Raw genomic sequence first — 12,074 nt, 5'->3', positions numbered from 1 at the left:
CGTCGGTCTCCCACAAAACCCATGGAGACAACATGACCCACCCTGTCCGCAGCTCACTCGCCGCCGCAGCTCTTGCTGCCTTGTTGGCAGGCCCCGCCAGCGCCGTCACCTTCAGCGACGCTTTCTTCTTCGGCGACAGCCTGTCAGATACCGGCAACATCCTGAAGCTCACCAACGGCGGCCAGCCGATTGCGCCGTACTTCACCGGCCGCTACTCCGACGGCCCGGTCTGGGTCGAGTACCTTGCCGCAGGCATCGGCCATGCAGATGCCGCCAAGGCCAGCAGCACGGGCGGCAACAACTACGCCTATGGCGGTGCGCTCACGGCCGGCGGCAGCCTCCCCAGCGTGCTGGCCCAGATCGGCACGTTCAGCAGCGCCCATGCCGTCGCCGACCCGAATGCGCTCTATGTCATCGTCGCCGGCGGCAACGACATGCGCGCCGCACGCAGCGGCAACCCGGCCAACATCGGCGCCGCCGCAGTGGCCGCGACGGACAACCTCAAGACCGCCATCGGCTTGCTGGCTGGCAAGGGCGCCAAGAACATCCTCGTGGCAAACCTTCCCGACCTGGGTGCAACGCCCGAGGCCATGATGCTCGGCCTGACCGGCGTCTCCACCCAGGCTACCGACGCCTTCAACTCCCTCATGGGCGGCGTGGTCGGCTACGGCCAGGGCATCGGCCTGAACATGAGCTTCTTCGACTTCGCCGGCCTGGCCACCGCCGTGCGCACGGACGCTCTCACCAACGGCGGCGCGCTCTACGGCATCACCAACGTCACCACGCCCTGCGGCACGTTCCAGTTCTCGCCCGGCACCTCTTGCGCCGTCTCGCAGTTCTCCGACGCGCTGCATCCCTCGGCAATCTCGCACCAGATGATGGGCGCCGCAGCCATCGCCGCCGTGCCCGAGCCTGAAACCTACGGCCTGATGGCGCTGGGCCTGGGCGTCGTCGGCTTCATGGCGCGGCGTCGCCGGCAAGCGGCTTGAATTGAGCCCCGTGGGCCGCGACAGCCTGGAAGAATCGCGGCCCATGAAGCTCACCCAAACCCTGCCCGTCTTGGCCGCCGCCGCGATCTCCAGCACCGCCCTCGCGGGCGACGGCCAGTTCCAGCTGCTCGTGCTGGCCATGCCCACCAAGTACCACTACGAGTACATCCCGGTGGCACGCGAGAGCTTCGAGAAGCTGGCCAAGCTGCACGCCTTCGAGCTGACCTGGGCCGCCCAGCCCTGGGCCTTCGAGGGCGACCTGAGCAAGTACGCGGCCGTGGTGCTGCTGAACAGCTCGGGCGAGGAGTTCAACGAGGCCCAGCGCGCCGGCCTTGAGCGCTACATGAAGGCCGGCGGCAACGCCGTCGTCGTGCACCGCGCCATCATCAGCAAGCCCGGCCTGTGGCCCTGGTACGAGAAGCTGGTTGGCCGCAGCTTCGTCATCCACCCCATGCTGCAAACGGCGGTCGTCACCAAGGCCGACCCCGCCCACCCCGCCACCTTCGGCCTGCCGGACAAATGGATCTGGAGCGATGAGTGGTATGAGTTCAGCAACCCGCACGGCGTGACCGTGAACCCCGTGCTGGCGGTGGACGAGCGCACCTACGACCCGAAGAAGATCTGGCCCGGCCAGGTCGCCAACGGCATGGGCGCCAACCATCCGGTGAGCTGGTGGCAGGGTTACGAGAAGGGCCGCGTGTTCGTCACGGCGCTGGGGCACAACGCCGAGATGTACAAGGACGCGAGATACCTGGACCACCTATGGGGCGGCATGTGGTGGGCGGCAACAGGCTACGGCATGCCGAAACGGCCGTAATCACTCACAGCCATGAGCGCGTCTGCCGGGCAAACTGCGCCGCCATGAAGCGCCGCCTGTTGAACCTGCTTGCCCTGTCGACCCCACTGCTGCCGGCGCTCGCCCGGGCCGCCACCGCAGCGACCGTGCTGCCGCTCTGGCCCGAGGGCGTGCCCGCCGCCGTGCGCGCCGATGCGCCCGCCACGCGAGGCGACCTCGGCCCCGAGCGCGTCGACGCGAACGGCGGCATTGCCAACGTCTCGGTGCCGACATTGACCGTCGTGCCGCCCGCAGTGGACCGCCCCAACGGCACGGCCGTCATCCTGTGCCCGGGCGGCGGGTACCGCTATCTGTCGTGGCAGCGCGAGGGCCTGCAATACGCCGCGTGGCTCAGCACGCTGGGCATCACCACCTTCATCCTCAAGAGCCGCCTGGAAGAGTGGGGCCACCCCGCGCCGCTTCAGGACGTGCTGCGCGCCATCCGCCTGGTGCGCTCGCGCGCGGCCGAGTTCGGTGTCGACCCGAAGCGCATCGGCGTGATGGGCAGCTCCGCCGGCGGACACCTGGCGGCCAGCGCCAGCACCCTGTGGGACCACCCCGACGGCCGCACCGGCGCCGTGCTGGACAACAGCGTCAGCGCCCGGCCCGACTTCGCCGTCCTCGTCTACCCCGTCATCACGATGACCGACCCCGCCGCCCACGCCGGCTCGCGCCGCGCACTGCTGGGCGGCGCGCCTGCTCCAGCGCTGCTGGCACTGATGTCCGTCGAGCAGCAGGTAACCGCCGCCACGCCGCCGACGCTGCTGCTGCACACGCAGGGTGACAAGACGGTGCCGGTGGACAACAGCATCCTGTACTACCAGGCCCTCACGCGAGCGGGTGTGCCGGCCGAGCTGTATTTGTTCGAGCAGGGTGGGCATGGGATTGGCATGCGGGATGGGTTGGGCACGGCGTCGGCGTGGCCGAGGCGGGCAGAAGATTGGTTGCGCATGCGAGGGCTGCTGGGCAAGGACGGGGCGCGGTGAGGCGGCGTGAACAGCTGAATGACGTGGCGCTGGCCGGCACCCTGCCCCCGTGGGAGCATCTGCCGGTGTGGTTGGCCGTCAGAAACGCGGCGAAATCAAAGCGACTCAAGCTCGGTCAACATCTGCTCCAACGGCCCCTCAACAACACCCCAAACGATGGCATCGTCGATTTCGGCATAGCCGTGCGCCAACTGGTTGCGAAGGGCCACGGCCTGGTTCAGATCGGCGATGCGTGACGCCAGGCCGGGGTCCAACTGGCGCACCCGCCCCAGGGCTTCGCCAAGGATCAGGAATTGACGCTCGACTGCGGAGCGCAGCAGCTCGTCACCCAGGTAGTCGTCAAGAGATTTGCCGGCAGTGAATCGCAGCGCACGCGCTGCGGCTTCCTTGGCATCCCAGATGTACTTGCGCAGGTCAGGCGCCATAGACCGGCTGTCGCTCTGCGCTCACCCGTTGCTTGAAATACGGATTGCGGATCGCTCGCTCCACGACCAAGTCGACGGGCCGGGCGAACAGCCGTTCCAGGCCGCGCTTCAGTTCGAAAAACGCTTCGGCATAGCGCACGGGCGGCAGGTCTTCGAACACGACGAGAAAGTCAAGATCGCTGGACCTGGCGTCGAAGTCCTCCCGGACGGCGGAGCCGAACAGGTCCAGACGCCGCGCGTGGGCTTGCTTGCAAAGCTCTGCAATGGCTTCGCTCCGCTCGGTGACCAGGGCCGGGACTTGCATGAGCGGATTCAAGCCGTTGCGCGGGGCCGCGTCAACGTCAGACGTCGATGTTCCCAGCGCGCAAGGCGTTGGTCTCAATGAAATCCCTCCGCGGCTCCACCTCGTCGCCCATGAGCATCGTGAAGACCTTGTCCGCCTCGATGGCGTCGTCGATCTGCACGCGCAGCAGGCGGCGCACGTTCGGGTCCATGGTCGTTTCCCACAGCTGCTCGGGGTTCATCTCGCCCAGGCCTTTGTAGCGCTGGCGGCCGACGGCGCCCTCGGCTTGGCTCATGAGCCAGGCCATGGCGGCCCGGAAGTCGTCGACCTTGCTTTCCTTGGCCTTCTCGCCCTCGCCCTTGCGCACCATGGCGCCGGCCTGGATGAGACCTTGGAAGCTCAGGCCCGCGTCGGCCAGCACTTCGTAGTCGGCGCCGTGCACGAAGTCCGCAGAGATGACGCTGGCACGCACGTTGCCGTGGTGGGTGCGGGCGATCTTGAGGAAGAGCTTGTCGGTACGCGGGTCGGTCTCGACCGTCACCAGCGCGTCGTGCAGCAGGCCCTTGAGGCTGGCGGCGCTGGCCTCGGCGGCTTCAGCGGTGTCGAGGTCCAGCGCGAGGCCGTTGGCCAGCACGTGCAGGGCTTCGATGTCCATCCAGTTGGACAGGCGGCCGATGACGGCTTGAGCCGCAACGTACTTGCGGGCCAGCGTGTCGAGGGTGTCGCCCTTGAGCGTGTTGCCGGTGCCGGTATCAAGTGACGCGTCTTGCAGCGCGACCTTGAGCAGGAAGCTGTCCAGCTCGGGCGCGTCCTTCAGGTATTGCTCGTGCTTGCCGACCTTGACCTTGTACAGCGGCGGCTGGGCGATGTAGATGTGGCCGCGCTCGCAGAGCTCGGGCATCTGGCGGTAGAAGAAGGTCAGCAGCAGCGTGCGGATGTGGGCGCCGTCGACGTCCGCGTCGGTCATGATGATGATGCGGTGGTAGCGGAGCTTGTCTGGGTTGAAGTCGTCGGTGCCGGCGCCGCGGCCGATGCCGGTGCCTAACGCGGTGATCAGCGTGATGATTTCATTGCTGGTCAGCAGCTTCTCGTAGCGGGCTTTCTCGACGTTCAGGATCTTGCCGCGCAGCGGCAGGATGGCCTGGAACTTCCGGTCGCGGCCCTGCTTGGCGGAGCCGCCGGCGGAGTCGCCCTCGACGATGTAGATCTCGCACTGGGCGGGGTCTTTTTCCTGGCAGTCGGCCAGCTTGCCGGGCAGGCCCAGGCCGTCGAGCACGCCCTTGCGGCGCGTCATCTCGCGGGCCTTGCGCGCGGCCTCGCGGGCGCGGGCGGCGTCGAGGATCTTGCCGCAGATGATCTTGGCGTCGAGCGGGTTCTCGAGCAGGTAGTCGGTCAGCAGGCGGGAGACGATGTCTTCCACCGGGCCGCGCACTTCCGAGCTGACGAGCTTGTCCTTGGTCTGCGAGCTGAACTTGGGCTCGGGCACCTTGACCGAAACGACGCACGCCAGGCCTTCGCGCATGTCGTCACCGGCGACCTCGACCTTGGCCTTCTTGGCCAGGTCGTTGTCGTCGATGTATTTGTTGATGACGCGGGTCATCGCGGCGCGCAGGCCGGTCAGGTGGGTACCGCCGTCACGCTGCGGGATGTTGTTGGTGAAGCAGAGGACGTTCTCGTTGAAGCCGTCGTTCCACTGCATCGCCACTTCGACGCCGATGTTGGTCTGCTGGTCGCTCATCTTGTCGCCCTGGGCGTGGAAGATGTTCGGGTGCAGCGTGGTCTTGCCCTTGTTGATGAACTCGACGAAGCCCTTCACGCCGCCGGCATAGGCGAAGTTGTCTTCCTTGTTGTTGCGCTCGTCGACCAGGCGGATCTTGACGCCGTTGTTCAGGAACGAGAGCTCGCGCAGGCGCTTGGCGAGGATGTCGTAGTGGAAGTCGTTGTTCTGCTGAAAGATCTCGGTGTCGGGCAGGAAGTGCACTTCGGTGCCGCGCTTGTCGGTCTCGCCGGTGATCTTCATCGGGCGGGTTTCGAAGCCGTTGACCACGACGCTTTCAGCGTCCTGCGGCACACCCTTGGCGAACTCGAGGAAGTGGACCTTGCCGTTCTGGCGCACGGTCAGGCGCAGGAACTTGCTCAGGCCGTTCACGCAGGAGACGCCCACGCCGTGCAGGCCGCCGGAGACCTTGTACGAGTTCTGGTTGAACTTGCCGCCGGCGTGCAGCTCGGTCAGTGCAATCTCGGCGGCAGAGCGCTTGGGCTCGTGCTTGTCGTCCATCTTGACGCCGGTGGGGATGCCGCGGCCGTTGTCGATGACGGAGATGGAGTTGTCGGTGTGGATGGTGACGACGATGTCGTCGCAGTGGCCGGCCAGGGCCTCGTCGATGGAGTTGTCCACCACTTCGAAGACGAGGTGGTGCAGGCCGGTGCCGTCGGACGTGTCGCCGATGTACATGCCGGGGCGCTTGCGCACGGCTTCCAGGCCTTCCAGGATCTGGATGGAGTCGGCGTCGTAGACCGCGCCCGACTTGGCCTCGGCGGCGGCGGCCGCCTGCTGCTTTTCGTTCAGGCCATCGGGGTGGTCGGCGCTGCTGGAAACATCACTCATCGGGAACTCTCTCTCACTCGCGGGCCGCAAATTCACGGCCCTTTAAAAGCACTGAAGCGGGCCGAAGCCCGCTGTGTCCAAGTCAGGTCGTGACTCAGATCCTCATTGGCATGACCACGTACTTGAAGCCCGTCGTGTCGGGAATCGTCAAGAGCGCGCTGGAGGCGCTGTCGTTCAGGTCGATGCAGACCATGTCCTGGCTCATGTTGGCCAGGGCATCCATCAGGTAGGTCACGTTGAAGCCGGTCTCGATCTTGTCGCCGGCGTAGTCGATCTCGATCTCTTCCTTGGCCTCTTCCTGCTCGGCGTTGCTGGACGCGATGCTCAGCAGGCCCGGCTCGAAAGTCAGCCGCACGGCCTTGAACTTCTCGCTGGTCAGGATGGCCGCGCGCTGCAGGCTGGACAGCAGCGTGGTGCGGCCCAGCGTGAGGCGGAACTTGTGGTTCTTGGGGATGACGCGGTTGTAGTCGGGGAACTTGCCCTCGACGAGCTTGGTGACGAACTCCATGCCACCGAAGCTGAACTTGGCCTGGTTGCCGGCGAAGCGCATCTCGATGGCAGCGTCTTCTTCACCCTTGCCATCCTTCAGCAGGCGCTGCAGCTCCAGCACGGTCTTGCGCGGCAGGATGACTTCCTGCTTGGGGATGTCGGTGTCCAGCTCGACCTGAGCCAGCGCCAAGCGGTGGCCGTCGGTGGCGACCAGCGTCAGGTTCCTGCCTTCGGCGACGAACAGGATGCCGTTCAGGTAGTAGCGGATGTCATGCACCGCCATCGCGAAGTGAACCTGGTTGATCAGGCCCTTGAGCGCCTTCTGCGGCACGCTGAACGCCGGGCCGAAGTCGGCGGCTTCCTGCACGAGGGGAAAGTCGTCGGCCGGCAGCGTCTGCAGCGTGAAGCGGCTCTTGCCGCCCTGCAGCGTCATCTTGTTCTGGTTGCTGGTCAGGCTGACGACCTGGTCGTTAGGCAGGGCGCGCAGGATGTCGATCAGCTTGCGCGCGCCCACGGTGGTGGACAGGTTGCCGGCGTCGCCGTCGAACTGCACGGTCGTGCGCACCTGGATCTCGAGGTCGCTCGTCGTCAGCTCCACCTGGTTGCCGGTCTTGCGGATCAACACATTGGCCAGGATGGGCAGCGTGTGACGCCGCTCGACGATGCCGGCCACTGCTTGCAGCGCGCCGAGCACCTGATCCTGGGGAGCTTTCAAAACGATCATGTAGGCCTCTTTGGAGGAGATCTTTGGTGGGAAATTCGGCTGGGCCGGTAACCCAAAACCGCGCGCGCGCGTGAAGCTCGGATTGTCGCCCGGAAACGGTGCCCGCCCGGGCTGGCAGGGTTGCCAGGGTGATGCGGGTCAACCCGAAGCAGCGATGCGCCTCAGCCCTTCAGCGTCTGCTCCAGCACGTGCAGCTGCTGGTTCAGCTCGGTGTTCTTCTGCCGCTCGCCACCGATCTTTCGCACCGCGTGCAGCACCGTCGTGTGGTCCCGCCCGCCGAAGAGTTCGCCGATCTCGGGCAGGCTCTTCTGCGTCATCTCCTTGGCCAGGTACATCGCAATCTGGCGCGGCCGGGCGATGCTGGCCGGGCGCTTCTTGGAGTACATGTCGGCGATCTTGATCTTGTAGAAGTCGGCCACCGTCTTCTGGATGTTCTCCACACCGATCTGGCGGTTCTGGATGGAGAGCAAGTCCTTCAGCGCCTCGCGGGCCAGCGTGATGCTGATCTCCTTGTGCGAGAACTTGGCATAGGCCAGCACCTTGCGCAGCGCGCCTTCCAGCTCGCGCACGTTGGCGCGCACGTTCTTCGCGACAAAAAAGGCGACGTCCTCAGGCATGGGCGTGCCCTCGGCCTCGGCCTTCTTGATGAGGATGGCGACGCGCATCTCAAGCTCGGGCGGCTCGATGGCCACCGTCAGGCCGGCGTCGAAGCGGCTGGTCAGGCGCTCGTCGATGTCCACCAGCCCCTTGGGGTAGGTGTCCGACGTCATGATGATGTGCGCCTTCTTGGCCAGCAGCGCCTCGAAGGCGTTGAAGAACTCCTCCTGCGTGCGGTCCTTGCCGGCGAAGAACTGCACATCGTCGATCAGCAGCAGGTCCAGCGAGTGGTACTTGGCCTTGAGCTCGTCGAAGGTCTTGCGCTGGTAGTTCTTGACGACGTCGGAGATGAACTGCTCGGCATGCAGATAGAGCACGCGGGCGTCGGGCCGGTCCTTCAAGAGCGCGTTGCCGACGGCGTGGATCAGGTGGGTCTTGCCCAGGCCGACGCCGCCGTAGATGAACAGCGGGTTGTAGGTGATGCCAGGCGCGCCGGCCACATGCAGCGCGGCGGTGCGGGCCATCTGGTTGGCGCGGCCGGGCACCAGCGTGTCGAACGTCAGCTGCGGGTTGATGCGGTGCTTGGCCGAGGCGGGCGCCTGCGACGGCAGCATGATGCTGCTGGCAGGCGGCGCGCTCACGGGCCGCAGCGCGGCGCTGGGCTCGGCCGGCGCGGCTGAAAGCTGCTGCTGATGCGCTGCGGAGACGGCAGCCGACATCACGCTGGGCACGGCGATGGGCGCGCTGGACGCATCGCGCGCCACCAGGGCCAACTCCAGCCGCGTCGGGCGGCCGGCCAGCTCGGTCAGGATGGCCTCGATGCGGGCTGCATATTGGCGGCGGATCCAGTCGCGCTTGAAATGGTTGGGCACCTTCAGCGTGGCCACCAGCGCGCTCGCGGCATCGGCGCCTTCGCCGGCGACGGTGGCCGGCGGCAGCGGGCGGATCCAGGTGTTGAACTGCTGCTCGGGCAGTTCGGTAGCCAGGCGCTCGCAGCCACGCCGCCAGAGATCTGACGCCCAATCCGCCGAATTCATGCCCCCTGCGTCAGTCATTTCGCCCGTTGCCAAAGCCTGTACCCCGTCCACCCAGTGTTCTTCTTCGCTCATTGTGGAAAACTTCTTTTCGAGCGGCCGGATTGTACGGACCCGGGCCTGCCGAAGGACGGGTTATCCACAGAATTTGGCGGGGGGTCAATCCCTGGCAAACCCCGCTTGAGACTGGCGACTTATTGACCGGTGCCGCCGCATCTGCTGTAATGCCGGGTTTTCGCGCACTGCGATTCGTTCGCCGTGCGCTTTTCTTGTCGGGCACCAACCGCTGTGCCCGGACGAACCGAACAAACCCTCCAAAGAGGTCTCCCCATGAAGCGTACCTACCAAGCCTCCAAGACCCGCCGCGCCCGCACCCATGGCTTCCTCGTGCGCATGAAGACGCGTGGCGGCCGTGCCGTCATCGCCAATCGCCGCGCCAAGGGCCGCAAGCGCCTGGCCGTCTAAGCCCCGTTGATTGAAGACGGCGCCCCGTGCGTCGTCAGCTTCCCGGGCATCCGATGATCGGCAAGCTGAACCGCCCGGTGGACTTCGAGCGTGTGCTCGGCCGTCAGAGCCGGGCGCGCAGCGCGCATTTCGCGCTGCACCACCTCTCGGCCAATCCGGCGCCCAGCGCCTGGCATGCCGCCCAGTTGCGCACAGCCTCAGCCAAGTTATCAACAGGCGATTCACAGCCTGTCCCCAACGCTGTGGAACAAGACCCGCCCAACGCGCCTGAAGGTTGCTGGGTGGGCATCGTCGTGCCCAAACGGCATGCCAAGCGTTCGGTGACGCGTGCGCTCTTGAAGCGGCAGATCCGTGCCGCATTTGCCGAGCGTCCCGGCATGCCGCCGGGTTTGTGGGTTGTGCGCTTGCGTTCTCCGTTTGACCGCCAGAAATTCCCCAGCGCCGCGTCCGACGCGCTGCGCGCTGCGGCCCGTGCCGAGCTGGCGCAGCTGCTGGACAAGGCCCTGAAGCCAGCCTCGGCCAATTCCGGTAGCGCCGCATGAATCCCGGCTGGCCTGCCCGTGCGCTGATGGCCCTGGTGCGTGGCTACCGGCTCATGCTCAGCCCCTGGCTGGGCAATGCCTGCCGCTTCGAGCCCACCTGCTCGCGCTACTCGCTCGCCGCGCTGGAAAAGCACGGCGCACTGGCCGGCAGCTACCTGACCGTTCACCGCATCCTGCGCTGCCAGCCGCTGTGCAAAGGCGGGCACGACCCCGTGCCTGACAATGCGCCGCGCCTGTTTTCCCGCCTGATTTCCCCTGTGCCTTGCGCACCGTCTTCCTCTTCCGAGTCCCTCCATGACTGATATTCGCCGCACCGTGCTGTGGGTGGTGTTCACCATGTCCCTCGTCCTGCTCTGGGACGGCTGGCAGAAGCACAACGGGCATCCCTCGATGTTCAGCCCCCAGGCGCCCAAGGCGGTCGCAACGGCACCTGGCGACCCCGCTTCCAGCGGCGTGCCGACCAGCTCGACAGGCTCGGCCAGCACCGCCCAGGCCCCGGCCGTCACGGCCCCTGGGGCGGCACCGTCCGAGAAGGTCACCATCCGCACCGACGTGCTGACGGTCACGGTCGACACGCTGGGCGGCGACATCGTCCGCGCCGAGCTGCCCAAGTACCTGACGTCGCCGGACCCGACGGTCACCGACCAGCTGCTGCAGATGGTGCATCTGCAGAAGAAGCCCGAGTTCAAGCCCGAGCCCGTCGTGCTGTTCAACGCCGGCCAGCATTACCGCGCCCAGACCGGCCTGGTGGGCGGCGCCGGCCCGCTGCCGACGCACAACACGCCGATGACTGCTGTAGAAGGCCCGCGCGAGCTGGAAGCCGGCCAGAACGAGGTCAAGCTGCGGCTTGAATCGGCCGAGGTCGGCGGCGTGAAGCTGGTCAAGACCTTCACCTTCAAGCGCGGCGTCTACACGGTCGGCGTCACGCACGAGGTCGTCAACGTCGGCGCGGCGCCGGTCACGCCCCAGGTCTATCTGCAACTGGTGCGCGATGGCAGCACGGTCACCGGCGGCGCGGCCTTCACGCCCAGCTTCACCGGCCCGGCCGTCTACAACGACAAGACCAAGTTCCACACGATCAAGTTTGAGGACATCGACAAGAACAAGGTCGACATCGAGAAGCAGGCCAACGACGGCTGGGTCTCGATGGTGCAGCACTATTTCGCCAGCGCCTGGCTCGTCAACGAGCCGGGCAACCGCGAGTTCTTCGTGCGCAAGCTGCCCGGCCAGGCTGGCGTGCGCGGTGACACCTATGCCACTGGCATGGTGTTCACGCTGCCGACGCTGGCCCCGGGCGCCAGCACCACTCAGCAGGCCACCCTCTTCGCCGGCCCGCAGGAAGAGAACAACCTCTCCGCACTGGCTCCCGGCCTGGAGCGCGTCAAGGACTACGGCGTGCTGACCATCCTGGCCGAGCCGCTGTTCTGGCTGCTCGACAAGCTGCATGGCTTCATCGGCAACTGGGGCTGGACCATCGTCGCTCTCGTGCTGCTGCTGAAGATCGCGCTGTACAGCCTGAACGCCAGTGCCTACAAGTCGATGGCGCGCATGAAGGCCGTCGCGCCGCGCATCAACGACATGAAGGAGCGCCTGAAGGACAAGCCGCAGGAGATGCAGCAGGAGATGATGAAGATCTACCGCGAGGAGAAGATCAATCCCATCGGCGGCTGCCTGCCCATCTTCCTGCAGATGCCCATCTTCATGGCCCTGTACTGGGTGCTGCTGTCCACCGTCGAGATGCGCCAGGCGCCGTGGATGCTGTGGATCACCGACCTGTCGGTGCGCGACCCCTACTTCATCCTGCCGCTGCTGATGATGCTGTCCAGCCTGTTCCAGGTCTGGCTCAACCCGCCGGCGGCCGATCCGATGCAGCAGAAGATGATGTGGATCATGCCCGTCGCCTTCGGTGTCATGTTCTTCGTCTTCCCGGCCGGCCTGGTGCTGTACTGGCTGACGAACAACATCCTGTCCATCGCCCAGCAATGGATGATCAACAAGCGCCTGGGCGTGAACTGAAGCACGTGAATCTGCACAGCCCCCGCAGCCGGGGGCTGTTTTCGGCCTGCTGATCGCAGTTCAATCGCTTCGCGGGGCAGA

Annotated in this window: 11 protein-coding genes and 2 pseudogenes; 8 read left to right on the top strand and 5 right to left on the bottom strand. The window is 66.2% G+C overall.

Going from position 1 to position 12,074, the window contains the following annotated elements; translation table 11 throughout:
- Positions 1-32: 32 nt before the first annotated feature.
- The 4 genes and pseudogenes from AC0IZJ_RS17640 to AC0IZJ_RS17625 form a co-directional block, all read left to right on the top strand.
- Positions 33-875 (top strand): annotated as a pseudogene (locus AC0IZJ_RS17640) (SGNH/GDSL hydrolase family protein); the annotation flags it as partial.
- Positions 876-893: 18 nt separating this feature from the next.
- A pseudogene (locus tag AC0IZJ_RS17635) lies at positions 894-989 on the top strand (PEP-CTERM sorting domain-containing protein); the annotation flags it as partial.
- A gap of 43 nt (positions 990-1,032) precedes the next feature.
- Positions 1,033-1,806 carry a ThuA domain-containing protein gene (locus tag AC0IZJ_RS17630; RefSeq protein WP_471852360.1) on the top strand — a complete coding sequence of 258 codons (774 nt, stop codon included), beginning with the start codon at positions 1,033-1,035 and terminating at the stop codon, positions 1,804-1,806.
- A gap of 44 nt (positions 1,807-1,850) precedes the next feature.
- Positions 1,851-2,810 (top strand): alpha/beta hydrolase, encoded by a 960-nt coding sequence (locus AC0IZJ_RS17625; RefSeq protein ID WP_471852358.1) that lies wholly within the window; start codon positions 1,851-1,853, stop codon positions 2,808-2,810.
- A gap of 95 nt (positions 2,811-2,905) precedes the next feature.
- Here the strand turns inward: AC0IZJ_RS17625 and AC0IZJ_RS17620 are convergent, their stop codons facing one another.
- The 5 genes from AC0IZJ_RS17620 to dnaA form a co-directional block, all read right to left on the bottom strand.
- Positions 2,906-3,235 (bottom strand): HepT-like ribonuclease domain-containing protein, encoded by a 330-nt coding sequence (locus AC0IZJ_RS17620; protein WP_471852356.1) that lies wholly within the window; start codon positions 3,233-3,235, stop codon positions 2,906-2,908.
- Positions 3,225-3,539 carry a nucleotidyltransferase family protein gene (locus tag AC0IZJ_RS17615; RefSeq protein WP_457388782.1) on the bottom strand — a complete coding sequence of 105 codons (315 nt, stop codon included), beginning with the start codon at positions 3,537-3,539 and terminating at the stop codon, positions 3,225-3,227. The genes AC0IZJ_RS17620 and AC0IZJ_RS17615 overlap by 11 nt, the downstream gene beginning before the upstream one ends.
- Positions 3,540-3,576: 37 nt before the next feature.
- Positions 3,577-6,126 (bottom strand): DNA topoisomerase (ATP-hydrolyzing) subunit B, encoded by a 2,550-nt coding sequence (gyrB, locus tag AC0IZJ_RS17610; RefSeq protein WP_471852354.1) that lies wholly within the window; start codon positions 6,124-6,126, stop codon positions 3,577-3,579.
- Positions 6,127-6,220: 94 nt separating this feature from the next.
- Positions 6,221-7,339 (bottom strand): DNA polymerase III subunit beta, encoded by a 1,119-nt coding sequence (dnaN, locus tag AC0IZJ_RS17605; RefSeq protein WP_471852352.1) that lies wholly within the window; start codon positions 7,337-7,339, stop codon positions 6,221-6,223.
- A 161-nt stretch (positions 7,340-7,500) separates the two neighbouring features.
- The gene (gene dnaA / locus AC0IZJ_RS17600; RefSeq protein ID WP_471852349.1) at positions 7,501-8,973 is read right to left on the bottom strand and encodes a chromosomal replication initiator protein DnaA; all 1,473 of its coding nucleotides are present in this window, start codon (positions 8,971-8,973) and stop codon (positions 7,501-7,503) included.
- Positions 8,974-9,300: 327 nt separating this feature from the next.
- Here dnaA and rpmH point away from each other — a divergent pair, with 327 nt between their 5' ends.
- The 4 genes from rpmH to yidC are packed head-to-tail and all read left to right on the top strand — an operon-like array spanning position 9,301 to position 11,993.
- On the top strand, positions 9,301-9,435 hold the full coding sequence (gene rpmH / locus AC0IZJ_RS17595) for a 50S ribosomal protein L34 (RefSeq protein WP_457425074.1): 135 nt from the start codon (positions 9,301-9,303) through the stop codon (positions 9,433-9,435).
- Between the two features lie 26 nt (positions 9,436-9,461).
- Positions 9,462-9,977, top strand: a complete 516-nt coding sequence (locus AC0IZJ_RS17590) for a ribonuclease P protein component (RefSeq protein WP_471852346.1) — start codon at positions 9,462-9,464, stop codon at positions 9,975-9,977.
- Positions 9,974-10,279, top strand: coding sequence for a membrane protein insertion efficiency factor YidD (yidD, locus tag AC0IZJ_RS17585; protein ID WP_471852343.1), 306 nt, complete (start codon positions 9,974-9,976; stop codon positions 10,277-10,279). Before AC0IZJ_RS17590 ends, yidD begins: the two co-directional genes overlap by 4 nt.
- Entirely contained in the window at positions 10,272-11,993 is a 1,722-nt protein-coding gene (yidC, locus tag AC0IZJ_RS17580) for a membrane protein insertase YidC (RefSeq protein WP_471852340.1), read from the top strand. Before yidD ends, yidC begins: the two co-directional genes overlap by 8 nt.
- The last annotated feature ends 81 nt before the right edge of the window (positions 11,994-12,074 follow it).

Source organism: Roseateles sp. AC306, from assembly GCF_979253795.1.
Note: the sequence above shows the minus strand (reverse complement) of the source record. Positions and strands in the feature narration are given on the sequence as shown.